This is a genomic window from Streptomyces hyaluromycini, assembly GCF_002217755.1.
GTDB classification, from domain to species: Bacteria; Actinomycetota; Actinomycetes; order Streptomycetales; family Streptomycetaceae; genus Streptomyces; species Streptomyces hyaluromycini.
Genome location: NZ_BCFL01000016.1, coordinates 737,080 through 758,121, shown reverse-complemented (window position 1 = coordinate 758,121; position 21,042 = coordinate 737,080). Strand labels below are relative to the sequence as shown.

At 69.4% G+C, this 21,042-nt stretch carries 22 protein-coding genes; 12 read left to right on the top strand and 10 right to left on the bottom strand.

What is annotated here, in order from left to right:
- Positions 1–64 precede the first annotated feature (64 nt).
- Positions 65–868, bottom strand: a complete 804-nt coding sequence (chcB, locus tag SSP29_RS03455; RefSeq protein WP_089098940.1) for a 2-cyclohexenylcarbonyl CoA isomerase — start codon at positions 866–868, stop codon at positions 65–67.
- A 378-nt stretch (positions 869–1,246) separates the two neighbouring features.
- Here chcB and SSP29_RS03450 point away from each other — a divergent pair, with 378 nt between their 5' ends.
- Positions 1,247–1,414, top strand: coding sequence for a DUF3117 domain-containing protein (locus SSP29_RS03450; protein ID WP_069751535.1), 168 nt, complete (start codon positions 1,247–1,249; stop codon positions 1,412–1,414).
- 138 nt (positions 1,415–1,552) lie between these two features.
- On the opposite strand, the gene SSP29_RS03445 is transcribed toward SSP29_RS03450, so the two are convergent.
- Entirely contained in the window at positions 1,553–2,236 is a 684-nt protein-coding gene (locus SSP29_RS03445; RefSeq protein ID WP_089098939.1) for an O-methyltransferase, read from the bottom strand.
- A 250-nt stretch (positions 2,237–2,486) separates the two neighbouring features.
- On the opposite strand from SSP29_RS03445, the gene sigE reads away from it, so the two are divergent.
- The 5 genes from sigE to SSP29_RS03420 all read left to right on the top strand — a co-directional run bounded on the left by sigE (position 2,487) and on the right by SSP29_RS03420 (position 6,492).
- Positions 2,487–3,203 (top strand): RNA polymerase sigma factor SigE, encoded by a 717-nt coding sequence (sigE, locus tag SSP29_RS03440; protein WP_089098938.1) that lies wholly within the window; start codon positions 2,487–2,489, stop codon positions 3,201–3,203.
- The gene (locus tag SSP29_RS03435; protein WP_089098937.1) at positions 3,200–4,174 is read left to right on the top strand and encodes a zf-HC2 domain-containing protein; all 975 of its coding nucleotides are present in this window, start codon (positions 3,200–3,202) and stop codon (positions 4,172–4,174) included. Before sigE ends, SSP29_RS03435 begins: the two co-directional genes overlap by 4 nt.
- A 157-nt stretch (positions 4,175–4,331) precedes the next feature.
- Positions 4,332–4,934 carry a S1 family peptidase gene (locus tag SSP29_RS03430; RefSeq protein WP_089098936.1) on the top strand — a complete coding sequence of 201 codons (603 nt, stop codon included), beginning with the start codon at positions 4,332–4,334 and terminating at the stop codon, positions 4,932–4,934.
- 201 nt (positions 4,935–5,135) lie between these two features.
- On the top strand, positions 5,136–5,582 hold the full coding sequence (locus SSP29_RS03425; protein ID WP_089098935.1) for a sec-independent translocase: 447 nt from the start codon (positions 5,136–5,138) through the stop codon (positions 5,580–5,582).
- A 238-nt stretch (positions 5,583–5,820) separates the two neighbouring features.
- On the top strand, positions 5,821–6,492 hold the full coding sequence (locus tag SSP29_RS03420) for a hypothetical protein (RefSeq protein ID WP_089098934.1): 672 nt from the start codon (positions 5,821–5,823) through the stop codon (positions 6,490–6,492).
- A gap of 50 nt (positions 6,493–6,542) precedes the next feature.
- Here SSP29_RS03420 and SSP29_RS03415 read toward each other — a convergent pair whose 3' ends face one another.
- A complete protein-coding gene (locus tag SSP29_RS03415) occupies positions 6,543–9,104 on the bottom strand; it encodes a DUF6185 family protein (RefSeq protein WP_245883032.1) in 2,562 nt (853 codons plus the stop codon).
- A gap of 208 nt (positions 9,105–9,312) precedes the next feature.
- On the opposite strand from SSP29_RS03415, the gene SSP29_RS03410 reads away from it, so the two are divergent.
- Positions 9,313–9,687, top strand: coding sequence for a hypothetical protein (locus tag SSP29_RS03410; protein WP_089098932.1), 375 nt, complete (start codon positions 9,313–9,315; stop codon positions 9,685–9,687).
- Between the two features lie 67 nt (positions 9,688–9,754).
- Here SSP29_RS03410 and SSP29_RS03405 read toward each other — a convergent pair whose 3' ends face one another.
- The 3 genes from SSP29_RS03405 to SSP29_RS03395 are packed head-to-tail and all read right to left on the bottom strand — an operon-like array spanning position 9,755 to position 12,824.
- Positions 9,755–10,888 (bottom strand): Mrp/NBP35 family ATP-binding protein, encoded by a 1,134-nt coding sequence (locus SSP29_RS03405; protein WP_089098931.1) that lies wholly within the window; start codon positions 10,886–10,888, stop codon positions 9,755–9,757.
- A 42-nt stretch (positions 10,889–10,930) separates the two neighbouring features.
- Positions 10,931–11,518, bottom strand: coding sequence for a DUF1003 domain-containing protein (locus SSP29_RS03400; RefSeq protein WP_089098930.1), 588 nt, complete (start codon positions 11,516–11,518; stop codon positions 10,931–10,933).
- Positions 11,508–12,824: a magnesium transporter MgtE N-terminal domain-containing protein gene (locus SSP29_RS03395; protein WP_089098929.1), complete on the bottom strand. Its 1,317-nt coding sequence runs from the start codon at positions 12,822–12,824 to the stop codon at positions 11,508–11,510. The genes SSP29_RS03400 and SSP29_RS03395 overlap by 11 nt, the downstream gene beginning before the upstream one ends.
- A 199-nt stretch (positions 12,825–13,023) precedes the next feature.
- On the opposite strand from SSP29_RS03395, the gene SSP29_RS03390 reads away from it, so the two are divergent.
- Positions 13,024–13,749: a hypothetical protein gene (locus SSP29_RS03390; RefSeq protein ID WP_174855917.1), complete on the top strand. Its 726-nt coding sequence runs from the start codon at positions 13,024–13,026 to the stop codon at positions 13,747–13,749.
- A gap of 375 nt (positions 13,750–14,124) precedes the next feature.
- Here SSP29_RS03390 and SSP29_RS03385 read toward each other — a convergent pair whose 3' ends face one another.
- Together SSP29_RS03385 and SSP29_RS03380 are read right to left on the bottom strand one after the other, a co-directional pair.
- Positions 14,125–14,637: a hypothetical protein gene (locus tag SSP29_RS03385; protein ID WP_089098928.1), complete on the bottom strand. Its 513-nt coding sequence runs from the start codon at positions 14,635–14,637 to the stop codon at positions 14,125–14,127.
- 23 nt (positions 14,638–14,660) lie between these two features.
- A complete protein-coding gene (locus SSP29_RS03380; RefSeq protein WP_089098927.1) occupies positions 14,661–15,791 on the bottom strand; it encodes a magnesium and cobalt transport protein CorA in 1,131 nt (376 codons plus the stop codon).
- Positions 15,792–16,275: 484 nt separating this feature from the next.
- Here SSP29_RS03380 and SSP29_RS03375 point away from each other — a divergent pair, with 484 nt between their 5' ends.
- Positions 16,276–16,872: a suppressor of fused domain protein gene (locus SSP29_RS03375; protein ID WP_089098926.1), complete on the top strand. Its 597-nt coding sequence runs from the start codon at positions 16,276–16,278 to the stop codon at positions 16,870–16,872.
- A 53-nt stretch (positions 16,873–16,925) separates the two neighbouring features.
- Here SSP29_RS03375 and SSP29_RS03370 read toward each other — a convergent pair whose 3' ends face one another.
- Complete coding sequence (locus SSP29_RS03370; RefSeq protein ID WP_089098925.1) at positions 16,926–18,152, bottom strand: MFS transporter; 1,227 nt, start codon at positions 18,150–18,152, stop codon at positions 16,926–16,928.
- A gap of 159 nt (positions 18,153–18,311) precedes the next feature.
- On the opposite strand from SSP29_RS03370, the gene SSP29_RS03365 reads away from it, so the two are divergent.
- The 3 genes from SSP29_RS03365 (at position 18,312) to SSP29_RS03355 (ending at position 20,690) form a co-directional block, all read left to right on the top strand.
- Entirely contained in the window at positions 18,312–18,953 is a 642-nt protein-coding gene (locus tag SSP29_RS03365) for a DUF6758 family protein (RefSeq protein WP_089098924.1), read from the top strand.
- A gap of 218 nt (positions 18,954–19,171) precedes the next feature.
- On the top strand, positions 19,172–20,029 hold the full coding sequence (locus SSP29_RS03360) for a PHP domain-containing protein (RefSeq protein ID WP_089098923.1): 858 nt from the start codon (positions 19,172–19,174) through the stop codon (positions 20,027–20,029).
- 55 nt (positions 20,030–20,084) lie between these two features.
- Positions 20,085–20,690, top strand: a complete 606-nt coding sequence (locus SSP29_RS03355; RefSeq protein WP_089098922.1) for a MarC family protein — start codon at positions 20,085–20,087, stop codon at positions 20,688–20,690.
- A 174-nt stretch (positions 20,691–20,864) separates the two neighbouring features.
- Here SSP29_RS03355 and SSP29_RS54900 read toward each other — a convergent pair whose 3' ends face one another.
- Positions 20,865–21,017, bottom strand: coding sequence for a DUF8834 family protein (locus SSP29_RS54900; protein ID WP_089098921.1), 153 nt, complete (start codon positions 21,015–21,017; stop codon positions 20,865–20,867).
- Between the last annotated feature and the right edge of the window lie 25 nt (positions 21,018–21,042).

Genomic DNA, 21,042 nt, shown 5'->3' with positions numbered 1-21,042 from the left:
TCGATATGCGGCTCCGCCGCGCGGGCGCGACCAGCCCCCACCGGCCCGCAGTTCCCCCCAACCGTCACCGCCCCAAATACTTCGGCTTCTCCTTGTTCACGAACGCCTGCACGGCGATCCCGTGATCCTCGGACGCCCCGGCCCGAGCCTGCAGCTCGTCCTCCTTGTCGAGCGTCTCGTCGAGGGAGTGCGTGAGCCCGTAGGCGACGGCCTCCTTCAGCGCCGCGTACGCCACGGTCGGCCCGTCGGCCAGTTTCCGTGCCACCTTCTCGGCCTCGGCCCGCAGCTCGGCCGAGGGCACCACCTTGTTCGCGATGCCCAGCTCATACGCGTCCTGCGCACCGATGCTCCGCGGAAAGAGCAGCAGGTCGGCCGCGCGCCCCGGCCCCACAACCCGCGGCAGTGTCCACGACACCCCGGAGTCCGCGGTCAGCGCGACCCCCGCGAACGACGTGTTGAACGCGGCCGTGTCGGCGACCACCCGGTAGTCCGCGGCGAGCGCGAAACCGAACCCGGCCCCGGCCGCGACCCCGTTCACGCCGGCCACCACCGGCTTCGGCGCTCCCGCCAGCGCCCGGACGATCGGGTTGTAGTGCTCCCGAACCGTCGTCATCGTCTGCCCCGCCCCGGTCTCCCGGTCGGACGCGAGCAGCGTGATGTGCTCCTTGAGGTCCTGGCCCACACAGAACGCCCGGTCCCCGGCGGCGGTCAGCAGGATCGCCCGGACGGCCGTGTCGGCCGACGCTTCCTGCGCGGCCTCCCGAAGAGCCACCTTCGTCGCGATGTTCAGCGCGTTCATCGCCTCGGGGCGGTTCAGCGTGATCGTCGCGAGCCCGTCGCTCACCTCGTAGAGCACGGTGTCGGTCATGGTGCGTCCCCTCCGTCGTCTCCGTCGTCGCGGCTGACGTACCGCTCAGTACGTCGATGTCCGAAGGACAGCATGGCGGAGATCGCCGTCGGGGGACCGGACCCGGCGTGTGACCTGCGTCAAAGAATTCCGGAGCCGACTCGGTCGGCGTAAGGACGCAGGGTGGCGGAGTATCGCAGTCACATCGCCGAATTGGGTGGTTTTGCTCGCGTGCGTTGCCCAAGCGATGCCGACTGATGTTGGTCATCGGGTCCTGAGATGCGGGATAATGGCTTGGAAGCAATGTGTTCGATGCCGGTGTCGCGTGTCCCGTGAGGATCACGCGTGCCCTCCAGGGCCGTCGGTAGACGATGAGCTGTTTTGAGGAAGGGGACGAGCATGGCGGCCATGAAGCCGCGAACGGGTGATGGCCCGCTCGAGGTGACCAAGGAGGGGCGGGGCATCGTCATGCGCGTTCCGCTCGAAGGCGGCGGTCGGCTCGTCGTCGAGCTGACCCCTGACGAGGCCGCGGCGCTTGCCGACGCCCTCAAGAACGTCGTCGGCTGAGGCGTCAGCGACCATACCCTTTCGGCCGCCCCGGCACCCCAAGAGGTGCCGGGGCGTTGCCGTCTTTCCGGTCCCTGTCCGCCCGGTCCCTGTCCGCCGGGACCCTGTCCGCCGGGACCCGGTCCCTGCCCGTGAGGGCTATCGCTTGACCGCGCACAGCAGTCCGTCGCCCACCGGCAGCAGCGACGGCACCAGCTCCTGGCTCTCCCGTACCGTGCGCAGCAGTTCGCGCAGCCGCAGTACCTCGGTCGGCTGCGGCCCCGAGTCGACGGTGCGGCCGTTGGCGAAGACGCCCTCGAAGACCACCAGGCCACCCGGACGCAGCAGGCGCAACGATTCAGCGAGATAGTCGGAGTATTCCTGGCGGTCGCCGTCGCAGAAGACGAGGTCGTAGCCGGCGTCCGCGAGGCGGGGGAGCACGTCGAGGGCGCGGCCGGGGATGAAGCGGGCCCGGTTGCTGGCGAAACCGCAGGCGCGGAAGGCCTGCCGGGCGAACTGCTGGTGTTCGGGCTCGGGATCCACGGTGGTCAGCACGCCGTCCGGGCGCATGCCGTGCAGCAGATACATCCCGGACACCCCGCACCCGGTGCCGATCTCGGCGACCGCCTTGGCGTCCACGGAGGCGGCGAGCATGCGCAGCGCGGCGCCCGTGCCGGGCGACACCGAGCGCAGCCCTGCCTCGCGGGCCCGGTCACGGGCCCACCGCAGTGCTTCGTCCTCGGCGACAAAGGCGTCGGCGAACGCCCAGCTCGTCTGCCGGTTGCCGGTAATGACCCTCTCCTGTCCCCGTGGTTGCCTGGGCGTGACTGTATCCGTTGGCACCGGGAACCCGCAGATGGGACCAGGCGTTTAGAGGGGTGGAAGACAGGGCGGGGGGACACGAATGGATCACGATGACGAGACGGTGGTCGAGCAGCTGCTGGCGCGGTCGGACGAGCCCCATCAGCAGAGATCAAATTCTCGTAAAACCGCTTATCCGGTGCTAACGGGCGAGGTGGCTATGGTAGGGGCTCCACTGGACACCACCAGAGCCGACAGGGGAGGTGCGGCTGCGCCTGGGGATCGGGGAGGAGTGCTGCGGCGCTTCCTCGGATCGGCAGGCAGGCCGAAATCCGTGAACGACACCGCTGCTGACCCCAGCCACGCCGCCGCGCTCGCCATGGGCGAGGACCGGACCGCGACCTTCTCCACCGACGCGGACGGGCAGGCATGGACTCCGCCCACGTGGGAGGAGATCGTCAGCACGCACAGCGGCCGCGTCTACCGCCTGGCCTACCGCCTGACCGGTAACCAGCACGACGCCGAGGACCTCACCCAGGAGGTCTTCGTCCGCGTCTTCCGCTCGCTGTCGACGTACTCTCCGGGCACCTTCGAGGGCTGGCTGCACCGCATCACCACCAACCTGTTCCTCGACATGGTCCGCCGCAAGCAGCGCATCCGCTTCGACGCCCTCGGCGAGGACGCGGCCGAGCGCCTGCCCAGCCGCGAGCCCACCCCCTCGCAGGCATTCAACGACGCGCACTTCGACGCCGACGTCCAGCAGGCCCTGGACACCCTCGCGCCCGAGTTCCGCGCCGCCGTCGTGCTCTGCGACATCGAGGGCCTGTCGTACGAGGAGATCGCCGCGACCCTCGGCGTGAAGCTCGGCACGGTCCGCTCCCGTATCCACCGCGGCCGCTCCCAGCTGCGCAAGGCTCTCGCGCACCGCTCCCCGGAGGCCCGCAAGGCCGAGCGCCGTTCCTTCGTGCCCCGTGTTCCCGCACTGGGAGGAGGGGGCGCGACCGCGTGAGTGGATCACGACCGAAACCGGCCGAGCGACAGCTCGCCGAGCAGCACCTGGGAGACCGACTCTCCGCTCTGGTGGACGGAGAGCTCGGTCATGAGACGCGTGAGCGCGTCCTGGCCCACCTGGCGACCTGCGCCCGGTGCAAGGCCGAGGCGGACGCGCAGCGCGCCCTGAAGAACGTCTTCGCGGCGGCCGCCCCGCCCCCGCCCTCCGAGAGCTTCCTGGCCCGCCTCCAGGGGCTGCCCGCGGGCGGCGACCCGGACGGCGGCGGTTCGCCGTTCGGCGGGGGAGACCCCGCGGGACGCGGATCCGACAGCGGGGTCTTCGACCTGAGCCGGGACGACCGCTTCGAGTTCGGCTATGTCCCCGCCCGCCCCCACGACCCGGCCGCGGCCGCCGGCCGGGGCTTCCGCATCCACCCCGTCGGCCGCCCGGACAGTGACCGCTCCGCCTCGCGCGGCATGCGGTTCGCGTTCGTCGCCGCCGGCGCGGTCTCGCTGGCCGCGGTCGCCCTCGGCGGGGTCACCGCCGGCCTGCCCGGCGCCCCGGCCGCCGACGCCCGCAGCGGCACCGGCGGCGGCAGTGTCGCCCCGGCCGGCACGGCGGGCTCCGGCACCAGCGGGACCGCCGACACGCAGCGCCGCCGCCTGCTCACCCCGCTGCTGTCGTCCGGCACGCTGCTCGGCGGCGCCGCCCCCGCCATGCCCACCTCGGTGTCCGCGCCGTTGCTGCCCGGAGTGCCCTCCCCGGCCGCCGCCCAGCAGAAGCTGCGGGAACTGACCGCACCGGTGATGGCCGGCGCGGCCGCGGTCTCCCCCTTGATACGGCCGCTGAGTGCCAACCCGCCGTTCGCCCTCACCTCGTGGACCAGCACCCCCGAGGCGACCGGTACCGGCCTGCTCGCCGCACCCGTCCCCGACACGACCTCCGCACCCTCCCCGTCCCCGTCCCGCTCCTACCGCGCCGCCCACTGACCGGGCCCTGCCCACCTGCTGAACGGCCCTGCGCGGCGACTCGCGAACCTGGTTGAATCCTGTGAATCAGCCATGCCCGTGGCACCACCGCGGGCACGGAGCCGACCTTCCGCGAGCCGCCGGTGCACGGCGGCCGCGGTGAGCCCGCGAGGAGACCATGGACGAGGGGATACCGACGTCACCGACGACACCCGGCGACACCACCGGCAGCACCCCGTCCCTGCCGCAGGGCGATGCGGCCGGGGCCGCGGCAGGGCGGCGGCGGTCGCGGAGCCGGCGGACGCTCGTCGTGGGGGCGCTGGTGCTCTCCGTGCTCTCCGGTGCGGCCGGCGGGCTGCTCGGCGGCTATCTGGTGCGCACCGGCGGCGTGGAGGCCGTACAGCTGCCCCAGCCGGGCCCGCCGCCGCCCGGGCGGCCGCCCGGCGATGCCGCCGGGATCGCCGCGCGGGCGCTGCCCAGCGTCGTCACCCTGCACGTCACCGGCACCGGTACCCGTGCCGGTGAACAGGCCACCGGCACCGGCTTCGTCCTCGACACCCGCGGGCGCATCCTCACCAACCACCACGTCGTCGCCCCCGCGGTCTCCGCGGGCGGCCGGATCACCGTGACGTTCAGCAGCGGAGCCACCGCCCGGGCGACCGTCGTCCGCCTGGACGCCGGCTACGACCTCGCCGTCCTCCAGGTGTACGGCGTGCACGGCCTCACCCCGCTGACGCTCGACGGCCCCGGCGACCGCCCCGGCTCCTCGGACAGGAACTGACAGAAACCTCACAGGCAGGGCCCCACTCGTGCCCCGACTAGGCAAACAACCCGGAAAACCGGTCGTACACACGCAGTCGGACACCTCGGGGCAGTACCGGTCGGACAGGTGCGCCGGGTACCGTGGACCCGGCCCGGACCACGGAACAGCCGCAACAGCGACCGGAGGGCCGAGGACCGAGGACATCGCAAGGAGCTTCAGGTGTTCAATGACATAGGACCACTCGAGCTGGTGACGATCATTGTGCTCGCCGTGCTCGTCTTCGGTCCGGACAAGCTCCCGAAGGTCATCCAGGACGTCATGCGGACCATCCGCAAGATCCGGGAGTTCTCGGAGAGCGCCAAAGAGGACATCAGGCAGGAACTCGGCCCGGAGTTCAAGGACTTCGAGCTGGAGGACCTCAACCCCAAGACCTTCATCCGCAAGCACCTGGACAGTGACGAGCTGGGGCTGAAGGAGATCCGCAACGGCTTCGACCTGAAGAAGGAGATGGCCGAGGTCACGGAAGCGGTGCACAGCCGCGACACCGACCCCTCGCCCTCGTCCTCCGGAAGCGGTTCTTCGGGGAGCGGCCGGATCGACATGACCAAGAAGCCGGACGACCCGGGCAAGGAAGACCGTCCGCCCTTCGACGCGGACGCCACCTGAGCCCGGATCGCCGATCCGCGCATGAGCGGCGCACGTGACGCGTTTCATACCGCGTGTGCGCCGCCCATACGTCTCTTAGGGCCCGAACCCGCCGCCCGTGCGACCCACGCACCGGGCGGTTTCGCTGCTGGTCCCAGCGGGGTCGATATGCTGCCGAGTTGTTGTGCGGACCGGACGAGTGCGCCCGAAGGGGGGCGGGCCGCCCCGGACCGACCAGAGCTAGGAGGCGTCGGGGCTGATGGAGACGACAAGTCAGGTGGACGGACAGGCACCGGTCGCGGAGGGCGAACGGCAGGTCCCCTCCGTTCGCCGCACGGTCGACGGCTACCTGGAGGCCGCCTTCCCCTGGTACGGCCTCGACGAGGCGTTCACGGGGCAGCGCTGGCTGATGCAGGTGGGTACGGCGGCCGACGGTGCGGTGGAGCACGGGTCGATCGGGCACGGCGACGAGCCGTCGGTGCGGAACGAACACCTCGCCTCGGCCGTCGGTGAGCCGCGGGAGAAGTTCGCGGTGGTCGTGACCGTCGCGGCGAGTCCGTCCCGGAGGAGTGCCGACGGGACGGGGCTGCTGGAGGCCACGTCGGTGTCGTCCGCCGCCTGGCTGGCCGGGGTCGGGCTGCTGTCCTTCACCTGGCCGGGGCAGATGGACCACAGCCTGCGGGACGACTGGCTGGAGCAGCAGACCGAGACGGCGTGGGAGCTGGCCGACGATCTGGCCGGGCCCGAGTGGTCGGCACTCTCGCTGCCGGTGGACGGGGTGTCGACGCCGTTCCACTACCGGGAGTCGGAGTTCGGGTGGGTACTCGCCGGGTCGACCGGGGAGGGCGTGCATCTGGGGGCGTACGGGCGGGGGATGTCGGCGTACGGGCTGGGGTTCGCGGTGATCAAGGACATCACGACGTACGCGTAGGGAAAGGGCCTTGGTGCGAGTCGCGCGCCCGGGCCCAGGCGCATGCTGCCTCAGCGGTGGGCCAACGTATGCCAGAGCCCCACGGCTGCCACTACTTGGGCCAAGATCCAGCCGACGTGTGTCGAGAAGCCCCGCACCTGGTAGATCGACAGAAGCAGGGCGACTCGACTGCTCCACAATTCCTGCTCGTGTTTGAAGGTCGCCGTGTCCAGCCAAATGCTGGTGAGTGCGAGCGTGATGAGCATGAGCAGGAGATAGAGAAGTACGTGGCCGAAAGGTGCATCGGTGATCCTGATGATCAGCAGCGCGAGGCAGATCGGCAACGCGGATGCCAATGTCAGGCTCCAGGCGCGTACCGGACTGCGGTGCCCGGGCAACAGGCGCCACAACGCCCCGAGGGCGAATCCGGCGCCGGTCCATGCCAGCTGATAGAGCAAGAAACGCGCGACGAATTCCGGAATCCCGGTGGCCTGGTAGGTGTATTGCGTAACATTCCGGTCGTCCTGTAGATCGAGAAACACAAGGGCCGCACTGGCCGGGAGTCCGAAACAGAACGCCAGGCGTGCGGCATGCACGGCATTCGACCACCAGTGCCCCTGTGGACCCCAGGCGAGCGCGACGTCCAGTACGGAAATGTGCTCGGGCGGACTCTCCCCGCCGCACGCGTCGACCAGCCATCGATGCAGTCCATGCAGCTCGTCCTCCAGCTGCTGACGTGTAGCGCTGCCCCCATGGCCCTGGTCCAACAGGTGCAGTTGGTGGTTCAGGCTGCGATAGCGCTGCGCCTTCGACAGCAGTTCGGGTCGACGTTTTTTGCTGTTCAGTTGCCTTCCGTGGAAGCAAGCTCGCAGCTGGCCCAATACCGAGTATCGTCGACCCATAGCGAGAACCAGGTACAGCGAGCCGATGTTCAGCGGGATCCAGGCGCTGCCGTACAAGGCGCTGGCACCTGCGAAGCTTCCCCCTGGCACGCCCACGAGGAAGGCGAATACGGCTGCGATCAACAGGAGTTCGGGAGTTCCCGGCCACAAAGAGGCCTGCTCCTGTTTGTTCCGAGCCTGCTCCTGCTGTGTCCTGACGCGAAGATACAAAAGCGCTACCAAAGCGACCACGGTCAAAATCCAGCTGTGCGAGAAGACCCAAATCAGGTCCGAGAAGGAGAAATCCGCCATGAGCTGGTTGACGTACGGCGCCTTGGCGAACGAGGTTTCGCCGGTGAGCCAATTGGCGCGCGCCCACTGCCGATAGCTCGACCACAAGGCACACCCGAGCAGGGTCAACGTGACCCCCACCAGCAGGATTCCGACCGTTGCGGTGCAGCGGCCCGGCGCGCGATCCCATGCGGCGGCCCAGGCGCGTGCCAGACCTCCCTCGCGCGCAAAGCGCCAGGCCCAGGCGGTCATCGCGGCGAGCCACAGCCACACGGTCGCCAGTCCCAGCAATGTGAGCCCGAACAGGCCCAGAACGGTCGGTGGCGCTTTCGGCACCAGGTTCGCCGGCAAGCCGAAGAGCCCATGGCCCAGGAGTACCAGCAGGCCGACGGCCGTGGCCACGGCCGCGGCCACGGCCACGGCGTGGATCTGGCGGCGCTGGACATCATCCGGATCAGCGGCCCCCTCCGCCTCTGTGTCTGCCGCGACCGGTGACCCACCGCGCTTCCAGGGGCGGGCGACGAAGAGCAGAGCCAGACCCGCGCCCATGCAGATGAGGCTGCGCCACTTGCGGGGGATGGAGTTCTCGGGAATGACCAGAATCAACGTAACGACAACGGCTGTGCTGAGCACGGCCCATTGGAGCGTCGTCCCCACAGGACTCTCGATTCGGATGACGTCGGACCGCCACCCGGGTGTCCGCGAACTCTGGCCTGATGCACCTTGGGTGGCAGAAGAGTACGACTGCCGGCTGCGAAGTGCGGCCAGCGCCATCACGCAGGAAGCGGACACCCACCACGTGGCGACACCCGCTTTGCTCAAGAACGACTCAGTGAAAACCAGTGTCACAGAATGCTGGAAGGGAATATCGAAATCGACCTTGACATCTTTGGGCATTTCATGGTCCCACTCCAGTCCGTTCGCGTCCGAAGATTTCACATCCCGTGTGGAGTGATTGTCGAAGTCCAGTCCGTCCAGTTGCACTCCGATATGCTTCCAGGCGAACCCATCGAGGCTCGGCGGTTGAAGCGCGACCTCCCAATGGTGTTTCTTCAGGGCCGAAACCCGCCAAGGGCCGAGCTGGAAGATGCCGTATCTGTCAATCCAGGTGTATGCATCGTACTGTACGGTGACCAGGCCGTCCTTTGCGGTCACTCTAGGGTTGCTGGACCGCCATTCCCTGTCACTCGCCACGCCCTTTTTGCCGAGTAGCAGGCAGTGTATTGCCCTTCGGTAATCCCCGGAACTGTCGCTGAATGTGAGGTTCTTTGCAAGGTCCCATTTCATGGGTACCTTGATCGTCATGTCGGAATACATCTTGATGTAAGTCTGGTGGTGCTGTGTGAACCGGATGTCTGCAGTCACCTCACTCGCCCGAAGTTGATCCGTCAAGCAGCGGTCGGGGCTGCCTTCCCGCGCCTCCGCAGGGGAGCACCCCCACCACACCACCGCCAACACCATCAGCGACACCAGTCGCCACCACCTGAGCTCCGGCAAGTTCCAGCACCTCCTGCCCGGAGAATTTAGACACATGTTCCACGTGTCACACCCAGGCGCACTGTGGAGCAGGGGCAACCCCACCCCTTCGTCCCAGTCTCCCGAATTGCAGGAAAGCAGTCAGTGACTGATAATGGAATCCGATCACCGTCAGCTATTCGACGGAGGGGTTATGGCTGACATAAACGTTTCCGCGCCGAGAAGTTCGCTTCCCGGTTTCGAGGAGGCCGAGGCGCTAGGCCCTCAGGACGCCGAGTTCGTGCGGGATCTGGCCGCGGTACTGGCCAAGCACGGCAATCTGAACCGGTTCGGTCTGTGCCTGCTGCACGATCATTTCCCGATCGCCGCCGACGAGGTACTGGTGGAGACCAACGACCCCCGAACCCGCACCCTCCACGCCCATGTGGAGAAGGCGGACGGTACTCGCCACACCAAGGCCTCGCAGTGGCGGTTCCTGCCGCATACCGAGGCCGCTGAAGGTGGCCGCTATGAGGTGATCCAGCTCTGCACTCCGCTCGACCTCTGCCCGGGACGGGCGGCGGAGTAGCCGGCGGAGTAGCACGACGAAGGGGGCGCCGTCCGTGACGGACGGCGCCCCCTTCGTCGTAGCGGCTCTAGAACTTGTTCTTCGGGGTGATCCCCAGCGAGAGGCCCGACAGGCCCCGCTGCCGTCCTCCCAGCTTCCCCGCGATGCCCCGCAGTGCCGCGCCCGCCGGGCTGTCCGGGTCGGTCAGGACGACCGGCTTGCCCTCGTCGCCGCCCTCGCGGAGGCGGACGTCGATGGGGATGTTGCCGAGGACCGGGACGGTCGTGCCCGTCGTACGGGTGAGGCCGTCCGCGACCAGCTGGCCGCCGCCCGTGCCGAAGATGTCGACCATCTCGCCGCAGTGCGGGCAGGGGAGGCCGGACATGTTCTCGACGACGCCGACGATCTTCTGGTGGGTCTGGACCGCGATGGAGCCGGCCCGCTCCGCGACCTCTGCCGCCGCCTGCTGGGGCGTCGTGACGACCAGGATCTCGGCGTTCGGGACCAGCTGGGCGACCGAGATGGCGATGTCGCCGGTGCCGGGCGGGAGGTCGAGGAGGAGGACGTCCAGGTCGCCCCAGTAGACGTCGGCGAGGAACTGCTGCAACGCCCTGTGCAGCATCGGGCCGCGCCAGACGACCGGGGTGTTGCCCGGGGTGAACATGCCGATGGAGATGACCTTCACGCCGTGCGCCGACGGCGGCATGATCATGTTCTCGACCTGGGTCGGGCTGCCGTCCGCGCCGAGCATCCGCGGAACGGAGTGGCCGTAGATGTCCGCGTCGACCACGCCCACCTTGAGGCCGTCGGCGGCCATCGAGGCGGCCAGGTTGACCGTCACCGACGACTTGCCGACGCCGCCCTTGCCCGAGGCGACCGCATAGACGCGGGTGAGGCTGCCGGGCTTGGCGAAGGGGACCTCGCGCTCGGCCTGGCCGCCGCGCAGGGCGGTGGCCAGCTCCTTGCGCTGCTCGTCGCTCATCACGTCCAGGGTGACGTCGACCCGCGTGACGCCCTCGACCCGGGAGACCGCCTCGGTGACGCGCTGGGTGATCGTGTCCCGCATGGGGCAGCCGGAGACCGTCAGGTACACGGTGACCGCGACCGCGCCGTCCTCCCCGATCGCCACCGATTTGACCATCCCCAGTTCGGTGATGGGTCGGTTGATCTCGGGGTCGTTCACCGTCGCCAGTGCCTCGCGCACCGCGTCTTCGCTAGCCATACAGAGATGGTACGGCGAGGCGCAGTGCCCCTATAACGCCCCTCAGCGGTCGTCTACGTCACGCCGTGCCGACCGTTCTGCCGGGAATACGACATGCCCGTCCCGTCGCTCGTCCGTCATCTCCCTGAGGAGGTCCTGTAGCTCGGAGCGGATCCAGTCCCGGGTCGCCACCTCGCCCAGGCCCATGCGCAGGGCGGCGATCTCCCTGGTCAGGTACTCGGTGTCGGCGATGGACCGTTCGTTCTGCTTGCGGTCCTGTTCGAGGTTGACCCGGTCCCGGTCGTCCTGCCTGTTCTGCGCGAGCAGGATCAGCGGGGCCGCGTAGGACGCCTGCAGGGACAGAGCCAGCGTCAGGAAGATGAACGGGTACTCGTCGAAGCGGAGCTTGCCGGGTGCGGCGATGTTCCAGATCACCCAGAGGATGATCACGAACGTCATCCAGACGATGAACCGCCCGGTGCCCAGGAACCGCGCGATGCGCTCGGAGAGCCGTCCGAAGGCTTCCGGGTCCCACTCGGGCAGCAGCCTGCGCCGCGGCGGGCGCGGCTGGTCCAGGCGGGTGCGCGACCGGCCGGCGGCGGTGGCGCCGGCCGGCGTCCGCTCTCGCGTGCCCTCCCGCTCAGCCGCCATGGATCCCCGCCCCCTTCTCCGGCGCCTTCTCCTCCGCCGGCTCCCCTTCGTCCAGGTGGAACTCGGTCTCCCGCCAGTCCTCCGGCAGCATGTGGTCGAGCACGTCGTCCACGGTCACCGCGCCGACGAGCGACCCCGCCTCGTCCACCACGGGCGCCGCGACCATGTCGTACGTGGCGAAGAACCCGGCGATGACCGGGAGCGTGGCGTCGGGGGCCAGGGGCTGCAGATCGTCGTCGACGACCAGCGAACTGACCAGGGTGTACGGAGGATCGCGCAGCAGCCGCTGGAAGTGGACGGTGCCGAGGTACTTGCCGGTCGGGGTCTCGTCGGGCGGCCGGCAGACGTAGACCTGGGCGGCGAGGGCCGGGGAGAGGTCGGCGTTGCGGACCCGGGCGAGGGCGTCGGCGACGGTGGCGTCCGGGCGCAGCACGATCGGCTCGGTGGTCATCAGACCGCCCGCCGTGTGCTCCTCGTACGACATCAGGCGCCGCATCTCGGCCGCGTCCGCCGGCTCCATCAGGCTCAGCAGCCGTTCCTTGTCCTGTTCGGGGAGTTCGGCGAGCAGGTCGGCCGCGTCGTCCGGGTCCATGGCCTCCAGGACGTCCGCCGCCCGCTCCTCCTTCAGCTTGCCGAGGATCTCGATCTGGTCGTCCTCGGGGAGTTCCTCCAGTACGTCGGCCAGGCGGTCGTCGTCGAGGGCCGCGGCCACCTCGGCGCGGCGCTTGGGGGAGAGGTGGTGCAGCACGTTGGCGAGGTCGGCGGGGCGCAGCTGCTCGAAGGTGGCCAGCAGGCTCTCGGCACCCTGGCCGTGTTCCTCCAGGGAGAACCCGGTGACCTGCGACCACTCGACGGTGAGCGTCTCGCCCCTGGTCCGCCGGAAGGTGCCGGTGCGGCCCTTGCGGACGAAGACCCGGTCGATCTCCCAGTCCCGGCGGGCCGGCAGCTGCTGCACGGCCAGATCCAGGACGGTGACCTCCTCGCCGGTCTCGACCAGCTGGACGCGGCGGTCGAGGAGCTCGCCGAAGACCAGGCGTTCGGTGGGGCGCTGCTCGAAGCGGCGGACGTTGACCACACCGGTGGTGATGACCTGGCCGGACTCGACGCCGGTCACCCGGGTCATGGGCAGGAAGATGCGGCGCCGGGTGGACAGTTCGACGACCAGGCCGAGCAGCCGCGGGGGCTTGCGGCCGACGCGCAGCATGACGACGAGGTCCCGGACGCGGCCCACCTGGTCGCCGTTGGGGTCGAAGACGGGGATGCCGGCGAGGTGCGAGACGAAGATGCGGGGAGCGCCGGCTGCCATGGGGTTGCTTCCTTTGCCTACCGAAGTTCTGCTTGCGTTGTTTTCAGTCCCTTTTGACCGCTCGGTGGGCTTCAGGCTAGCCCGTACCGATCGGATATGCCCTGGTGGGCGGTCCGGACGGACTGGCTCCGCCGGGCGGGTGGGGCACCGGTACGCTGCGGTACGCCGTGCCGGACCCCTCAGAAAGGTGGCCCTGTCTGTGACCGCGATTGCTCCGGGCCGTACTCGCCACACCGCACTGGTCACCGCCGTGTGCGCACTGGCCGTCCTCACCGGGTGCAGCGGGGATCCGGACGCCGGGACGAACGGGGTGGGCAAGCTGTCGCCGGCCGTGATCCAGTCGAAGACGCGGGCGGCGGCGGCGTCGGTGGCGACGGTGCGGATGGCGGGGACGGTGGTCACGAGCGGGCGTACGTACGAGCTGGACATGCGCCTGAACAAGGACGGCGGGACCGGGTCGGTCACGTCGAAGGGGTCTACCTTCCAGCTCGTCCGGGTCGGCGCCACGCTGTATCTGCAGGCCGACTCGGGGTTCTGGAACCACGCCGACGGCAGCGACACGACGGCCGCGACCAAGCTCGACGGCAAGTACGTCAAGGTGCCGCGGACGGATCCCGCGTACAAGAAGTTCAGCGGTTTCACGGACAAGGACGTCCTCCTCTCGGGCCTCCTGACCCTGCACGGCTCGCTCTCCGTGGCCGGTCACCACGAGCAGTCCGGTACCCGCACGATCCGCATCGCCGGCGACAAGGGCTCCGGCGGCACCCTGGACGTCTCCCTCGAAGGCAAGCCGTACCCCCTCCGCCTGGAACGCGGCGGCGGCGCCGGCACCCTCACCTTCTCGGACTGGGGCAAGGACTTCAGCGTGGCCGAACCGGAGAAGAGCGAGACGGTCGACTACGGCAAGCAGCTGCCCACGTCGTAGGGGGCGGCGGAATGGGGGCACTGGGACTTCGGCGGGTTCGGCACCGCCGACCGGTGCCGCGGGGGCTGAGCGCCGTTGCTGCGGATCCAGAAGACCGCTGGATCCAGAAGACCGGCGGATCCGTGGGATCTGCCGGACTGGCGGGGTTGCCTGGTCGGCAGGTCGGCAGGTCGGCAGGTCGGCAGGTCGGCAGGTCGGCAGGTCGGCAGGTCTGCCGGGTTGGTGGAGCTGTGGGGCCGGTCGTTTCGCAGGTTGGATCATCGGGCTTGTGGAACGGGCGGTCGAGACGACGGCCGACGGCCCCCGAATCCCGCCGCGACGGCGATCCGCCACGACGGTCGTGTCCGGCGGTGCCGAACTTGGCTCAGGTGTCCGCTACTTGCGCTTCCGGCGTCTGGAAAGCAACCGTGGCAGGGCGGCCGGGACCGCGCGCCGGGTCGTTGCCGGGGAGGGGAGCGGGGCCGCTGCCAGGTTCTCCTTTGGCAGTGGCGATGTCGCTCCCGTCGGTGTCAGGCGCAGCACCCTGCACTCCCTCGCCCAGCGGCCGGTCATCGCCTCGCCGTCGGGGGCGTTGAGGCGCTTGCCCTTCAGTTCCGCGACCGCGGCGTCCCACTCCGGGGTGCCGGCGGGCAGTTCCGTGACCGTCGCCGTCCAGGTGACCAGCCGGCCGCCCTTGTCCTTGCTGCGGACGGTCACCTCCGCCGACCCCCCGTCGACCAGCTCGCCCAGCGGCTGCTCGGCTCCGTCGCCGACCAGGCACACGCCCCCGTCGGCCCACGCGTGCCACACCGCACGCGCGGCCGCCGCCCCCGCGCCCCGCACCCAGATGAGGCCCGACTTCTTCGTGGCCTCCTCGACGAGGGCCTGGTCGAGCAGCTCGCTTGTCATGGCGCCAGCCTATCCAGGGCCGCTCAGAGCCAGCCGTTGCGCTTCAGCGTCCGGTGGATGCCGAGGCAGATGCAGACCGTGATGCCCATGATCACCGGGTAGCCGTACTTCCAGTGCAGCTCCGGCATGTACTTGAAGTTCATGCCGTACACACCGCACACCATCGTCGGTACGGCGATGATCGCGGCCCATGCCGTGATCTTCCGCATGTCCTCGTTCTGCGCCACGGACGCCTGCGCGAGGTTGGCCTGGAGGATCGAGTTGAGGAGTTCGTCGAAGCCGACGACCTGCTCCTGGACGCGGGCGAGGTGGTCGGCGACGTCCCGGAAGTACTTCTGGATGTCGGGGTCGACCAGCCGCATCGGCCGCTCGCTCAGCAGCTGCATGGGGCGCAGGAGGGGCGAGACGGCGCGCTTGAACTCCAGCACCTCGCGCTTGAGTTGGTAGATCCGCGCCGAGTCCACACCACGGGAGACCCCGCCCCTGCGGGCCGGCGTGAAGACCTCGGTCTCCACCTCGTCGATGTCGTCCTGGACGGCGTCGGCGACCGCGACATAGCCGTCGACGACGTGGTCGGCGATGGCGTGCAGCACGGCCGAGGGGCCCTTGGCGAGCAGTTCGGGGTCGTCCTGGAGCCGGTGCCGCAGCGCCCGCAGCGAGCCCTGCCCGCCGTGCCGGACGGTGATGAAGAAGTCCCGGCCGGTGAAGCACATGACCTCACCGGTCTCCACGACCTCGCTGTTGGCGGTGAGCTGGTCGTGCTCGACGTAGTGGATGGTCTTGAAGACGGTGAAGAGGGAGTCGTCGTACCGCTCCAGCTTCGGGCGCTGGTGGGCCTGGACGGCGTCCTCCACTGCCAGCGGGTGGAGCCCGAACTCGCTCGCGATACCGGCGAATTCGGCCTCGGTCGGCTCGTGCAGGCCGATCCACACGAACCCGCCGTCACGGCGCACCAGCCGCATCGCCTCGTGCGGGGTGAGCGGCTTGCCGGTCTCGACCCGGGCGCCGTCGCGGTAGACGGCGCAGTCGACGACGGCCGACGGCGTACCGGGGTCGCGGGTGGTGTCGTACGCGCCGTTGTCCGGACGCAGGCTCTTGCGCATCGAGGGGCGGGAGGGGCGGACCACGGCACGGAGGTCGCGGATCATCGACATGGGCAGGCTCCTTCGCGACAGGCAGCGGAAGATCGCATGCGAACGAGTGGAACTACCCGGAATGAGGACGTCCTGACTGCGGATGTTTGGCACGTCCACAAAGCGGGGAGCACCGCACCGTTGCGGTGGCGACTTCGCTACTGATTCAGATCAGACGAACGGATCCAGACAGATCCGGAACGGACCGGTCAGAAGGATCAGGCAAGCGAAACGAAGTGCTCTTCCGAACGACAACGCGCACGAGAAGGCGGCAGCCAGCCAGAGAAGAAATCAGAGGCCGGAAGAGCGAGTGGTACTGCACGGGTGACTTCGATCCATGACAGCCCCACCTCCTCCAGCCGGTCCCTCGTAAGGGAGTCCTGTCGGCGTCGGATATGGCCGCGACGCGCTGCGTGCTGCCCCGAACCGCCGCGGTCAGAGTAGCAGCAGCCCTCAGTGTCAAGGCGCCGCTTTGCCCGGTACTGACGAGTTCTATGCTCACGACATGGCTGAAGTTCTTCCTCTGGTCGAGGCCCGGTTGACCACCACGCTGGGCGAACCGGACGCGCGCGCGGCGGTCACCTTCCTCGGTACGGACCCCATTGAGGTGCTCCGTTTCCACGAGGACCTCCAGGGCGAGGACGTCGTCCGGTACGCCACGCTCGGCATGTCCGCGCACCCCATGACCGACCCCACCGCGATGGTCGCGGACCCCGTCAAGGGACCGCGTGCCGAACTGGTCCTGTCGGTCCGGGCCGGGCTCGCCGAGACCGACAAGGTGCTCCGCGCGCTCGCCGTACTCGCCGCGTCCCCGCAGGTGGAGGGCCTGGTCGTGGCGCCGGGCGCGTCGCTGGACGTCGGTGACCCGCTGTGGCCGGGGGCGCCCTTCACCTCCGTCCTGGTCGGCGAGCCGGGCGGCCTCGTCGAGGATCTGGAGCTGGACGAGCCCCTCGACCCCGTACGGTTCCTGCCGTTGCTGCCGATGACACCGAACGAGGCCGCCTGGAAGCGCGTGCACGGTGCCGGTGCCCTCCAGGAGCGCTGGCTCGCGAACGGGACGGACCTCCGGGACCCGCACCGGAAATCCGCCCCGCTGGACTGAACCGGACCGAACGGGCGGGGTGAGCAAGCTCACCAAGCACCGCTCGGGGAGAGTCAGTTGGCAAAGACCGTGACGCCGTCCTCGGTGGCGTGCCGAGGTTCCAGCTGCTCGGCGTCGTGAGTGAGGGCGTTGCGTCGTACGAGCACCACGACCGCGCCCAGGACCGCGGTGACCGCCGCCACCACGAACGGGATGTGGATGTCGCTCCACTCCTCGATCTTCGGCGCGAAGTAGGGAGCCGCCGCCGCGGCGAACCAGCGGACGAAGTTGTAGCCCGCGCTCGCCACCGGGCGCGGCGCGTCCGACACTCCGAGGGCCAGTTCGGTGTAGACGGTGTTGTTCACGCCGATGAACGCGCCGGACAGGATCGTGCAGACGACGGCGGTGGTGTGGTCGCCGTAGCCGAGGACGAGGACGTCGGCGGCGAGCAGGACGAGCGAGCCGCCGAGCACCTTCAGGGAGCCGAACCGCCGCTGCATGCGCGGGGCGACCACCACCGAGAAGAGCGCGAGCAGTACGCCCCAGGCGAAGAACACGGCGCCCGATCGGTACGGGGTCATGTTCAGCACGAACGGGGTGAAGGCCAGCACGGTGAAGAACGTGTAGTTGTAGAAGAAGGCGGAGGCGGCCGCGGAGGCGAGGCCGCCGTGGCCCAGCGCCCGGACGGGGTCCAGGACCGAGGTCTTGCGGGCCGGCTTCGGCTGCTCCTTCAGGAACGCCGTGATGCACAGGAAGCCGATCGCCATCAGGGTGGCGGTGCCGAAGAACGGGTAGCGCCAGCTGATGTTGCCGAGTACCGCGCCCAGCAGCGGGCCGCACGCCATGCCGAGGCCGAGCGCGGACTCGTAGAGCAGGATCGCGGCGGCGCTGCCGCCGGCCGCCGCGCCGACGATGACGGCGAGGGCGGTGGAGACGAAGAGGGCGTTGCCGAGGCCCCAGCCGGCCCGGAAGCCGACCAGCTGGCCGACCGTGTCCGAGGTGCCGGCGAGTCCGGCGAAGACCACGACGAACGCGAGGCCGAGCAGCAGTGTCCGGCGGCCGCCGATGCGGCTGGAGGCGAAGCCGGTGAACAGCATCGCCACGGCGGTGATCAGGAAGTACGAGGTGAAGAGCAGGGAGACCTGGCCGGCCGTGGCGTCCAGGCCCTTGGCTATGGAGGGCAGGATCGGGTCGACGAGTCCGATGCCCATGAAGGCGACGACGGACGCGCCGGCGGTCGCCCACACGGCCTTCGGCTGTCGCAGGATGCTGCCCGCTCCCGCGTCGAATGGGTCGTCCATGCGCTTCCTCCGCTCAGACGGATTTAGTTGGTATATGCACATAGTAAGTTAGGGCAGCTAATTAATGCAAGATGCATCTAGTCCCCCTCGGTGAACGGGTCCGCCCGGACGGGTGATCGTCCTTGACGTGGACGATTCCGGGTAGGACCGTGGGGCCCTATGAGGGGCGAACCCAGTTGCCCGAAGTGTGGTGGCCGGGTCAGGGCTCCCGGACTCTTCGCCGACACCTGGCAGTGCGATGTGCACGGGACTGTGCATCCGGTACAGCCCGTGATCCCGCCCAGCGTCGAGGCCCTCGGTGTGGTGGTGCACCGCACCCAGGTTCCGGTGTGGATGCCCTGGCCGTTGCCGGTCGGCTGGCTGTTCACGGGTGTCGCGTGCGCCGGTGACGACCGCAGTGGCGGGCGCGCGACCGCCGTCGCCTGCTCCGGACCCGCGCCGCTCGGCGGCATAGGGGAGATGATCCTGATCGCCGAGGAGCTGGGTGTCGGCCTCGGAGCCCGGTACGCGGGGATCGACGGGCCGGACCCCGGGCCGTTGATGAACGTGGAGAAGCCGCCGCAGGCGAAGGTGCTGGCGGCGGGGCGGCCGGCGCCGCTCTGGCATGTCTCCGGTGCGCCGGACGACAGGGCCGTCTTCCTGGGCGAGGCGCGGGGGCTGTGGCTCTGGATCGTGGTGTGGCCCGAGCAGACGGGGCTGCTGATGTACGACGAGTTGGTGCTGACCGACCTGCGGGACGCGGGGGCGGAGCTGGACCTGGTGCCCTGCGGGGCGTTGTCGCCGCGGTTGCTGGAGCCGTAGGGGGGTGCCGTGCGTGGGCGGCTGCGGCGCCGTCATGGCTTGTCGCGCCCACGCGGCGGAGCCGCATATCGATACAGCCCCGCGCCCCCAAAGGGGGCGTGTTGTCCTGTGCGTTGGCTGTATGGGGCGCCGCCTGCTTTTGGGTGTGACAGGACACCCTCTGTCGGCGGCTATCCTTGACGCGTTCCCTTCCGTTCCGTCCCGTTGGAGTCTGTGTCGTGCGCATCGATCTGCACTGCCACTCCACCGCGTCCGACGGTACGGACACCCCGGCCGAGCTGGTGCGCAACGCCGCCGCTGCCGGTCTTGACGTCGTCGCGCTGACCGATCACGACAGCACCCGTGGGTACGCCGAGGCGATTGCCGCGCTGCCCGAGGGACTCACCCTGGTCACCGGCGCCGAGCTGTCGTGCCGGATCGACGGCGTCTCCATGCACATGCTGGCCTACCTCTTCGACCCCGAGGAGCCCGGTCTGCTCGCCGAGCGCGAGCTGGTCCGGGACGACCGGGTGCCGCGCGCCCAGGGCATGATCGCCAAGCTGAACGCGCTGGGGGTGCCGGTCACCTGGGAGCAGGTCAAGCGGATCGCCGGGGACGGCTCGGTCGGGCGGCCGCATGTCGCCTCCGCGCTGGTCGAGCTCGGCGTCGTACCGACCGTGAGCGACGCCTTCACGCAGGAGTGGCTGGCCGACGGCGGCCGGGCCTTCGTGGAGAAGCACGAGACCGACCCCTTCGAGGCGATCCGGCTGGTCAAGGGGGCCGGCGGAGTGTGCGTGTTCGCGCACCCCGCGGCCGCCAAGCGCGGGCGTACGGTGCCCGAGTCGGCGATCGCCGAGATGGCCGCGGCCGGCCTCGACGGCATCGAGGTCGACCACATGGACCACGACGAGGACACGCGCACCCGGCTGCGGGGGCTCGCCGGGGACCTGGGGCTGCTGGTCACGGGGTCGTCCGACTACCACGGCAGCCGCAAGACCGTGACGCTGGGCGAGTACACCACCGACCCCGAGGTGTACGGCGAGATCACGCGCCGGGCGACCGGTGCGTTTCCCGTCCCGGGAACCGGCGGACTCTGAGGCTCGGCCCTCGCCCGTCCAAGTCCCTCACTCCCGCAAGGCCTGTGGCACCACCATGTTCGATCTCGCCGTCTTCGGCTCCCTCTTCCTGACCCTGTTCGTCATCATGGATCCCCCCGGGATCACCCCGATCTTCCTCGCCCTCACCGCCGGCCGGCCCGGCAAGGTGCAGAAGCGGATGGCCTTCCAGGCCGTGTGCGTGGCCGGCGGCGTGATCACGGTCTTCGGACTGCTGGGGCACCAGATCCTGGACTACCTGCACGTCTCCGTGCCCGCGCTGATGATCGCGGGCGGGCTGCTGCTCCTGCTCATCGCCCTGGACCTGCTCACCGGCAAGAACGACGAGCCGAAGCAGACCAAGGACGTCAACGTGGCGCTGGTGCCGCTGGGCATGCCGCTGCTGGCCGGTCCCGGTGCGATCGTGTCGGTCATCCTCGCCGTGCAGAAGGCCGACAGCGTGGCCATGCAGGTGTCCGTGTGGACCGCGATCCTCGCCATCCATGTCGTGCTGTGGCTGGTGATGCGCTACTCGCTGCTGATCATCCGGGTCATCAAGGACGGCGGCGTGGTCCTGGTGACGCGGCTCGCGGGCATGATGCTCTCCGCGATCGCCGTGCAGCAGATCATCAACGGCGTCACCCAGGTGATCAAGGGCGGGTAGGGGGCGCGGGTCCACAGGGCTCCGAACGCAGAACCCCCGCACGGCGTCGGTGCCGTACGGGGGCTCTGAAGACTGTGCGGTGTTCCGCGTGTCGTCGGTGTGGCTGCTGCTCGTCTGTCGTATCGCGTCGTCGTGCGGTGAAGCCTCGTTGCGAAGCCTCGTTGCGAAGCCTCGTTACGAAGCCTGGGTCTCGGCCGGTCGGATCCACAGGCGCTGCCCCACGGCGGCGGCCTGCTGCACGATCCTGCTGACGGAGGCGGCGTCCACGACAGTGCTGTCCACGGTGGTGCCGTCGACCTCGTCGAGTCGCATGATTTCGAAGCGCATGGCCTCTCCCTTCGTCGTCCTGTTC

Excerpts from the sequence above, each read along its gene's own strand:
- SSP29_RS03415 (WP_245883032.1), bottom strand. The coding sequence starts at position 9,104 with ATGGTGTTGGCGGTGGTGTGGTGGGGGTGCTCCCCTGCGGAGGCGCGG.
- SSP29_RS03420 (WP_089098934.1), top strand. The coding sequence starts at position 5,821 with ATGGAGACGACAAGTCAGGTGGACGGACAGGCACCGGTCGCGGAGGGC.
- SSP29_RS03410 (WP_089098932.1), top strand. The coding sequence starts at position 9,313 with ATGGCTGACATAAACGTTTCCGCGCCGAGAAGTTCGCTTCCCGGTTTC.
- SSP29_RS03395 (WP_089098929.1), bottom strand. The coding sequence starts at position 12,824 with ATGGCAGCCGGCGCTCCCCGCATCTTCGTCTCGCACCTCGCCGGCATC.
- SSP29_RS03400 (WP_089098930.1), bottom strand. The coding sequence starts at position 11,518 with ATGGCGGCTGAGCGGGAGGGCACGCGAGAGCGGACGCCGGCCGGCGCC.
- SSP29_RS03375 (WP_089098926.1), top strand. The coding sequence starts at position 16,276 with ATGGCTGAAGTTCTTCCTCTGGTCGAGGCCCGGTTGACCACCACGCTG.
- SSP29_RS03365 (WP_089098924.1), top strand. The coding sequence starts at position 18,312 with ATGAGGGGCGAACCCAGTTGCCCGAAGTGTGGTGGCCGGGTCAGGGCT.
- SSP29_RS03450 (WP_069751535.1), top strand. The coding sequence starts at position 1,247 with ATGGCGGCCATGAAGCCGCGAACGGGTGATGGCCCGCTCGAGGTGACC.
- SSP29_RS03385 (WP_089098928.1), bottom strand. The coding sequence starts at position 14,637 with ATGACAAGCGAGCTGCTCGACCAGGCCCTCGTCGAGGAGGCCACGAAG.
- chcB (WP_089098940.1), bottom strand. The coding sequence starts at position 868 with ATGACCGACACCGTGCTCTACGAGGTGAGCGACGGGCTCGCGACGATC.
- SSP29_RS03370 (WP_089098925.1), bottom strand. The coding sequence starts at position 18,152 with ATGGACGACCCATTCGACGCGGGAGCGGGCAGCATCCTGCGACAGCCG.
- SSP29_RS03355 (WP_089098922.1), top strand. The coding sequence starts at position 20,085 with ATGTTCGATCTCGCCGTCTTCGGCTCCCTCTTCCTGACCCTGTTCGTC.
- SSP29_RS03405 (WP_089098931.1), bottom strand. The coding sequence starts at position 10,888 with ATGGCTAGCGAAGACGCGGTGCGCGAGGCACTGGCGACGGTGAACGAC.
- SSP29_RS54900 (WP_089098921.1), bottom strand. The coding sequence starts at position 21,017 with ATGCGCTTCGAAATCATGCGACTCGACGAGGTCGACGGCACCACCGTG.
- SSP29_RS03430 (WP_089098936.1), top strand. The coding sequence starts at position 4,332 with ATGGACGAGGGGATACCGACGTCACCGACGACACCCGGCGACACCACC.
- SSP29_RS03380 (WP_089098927.1), bottom strand. The coding sequence starts at position 15,791 with ATGTCGATGATCCGCGACCTCCGTGCCGTGGTCCGCCCCTCCCGCCCC.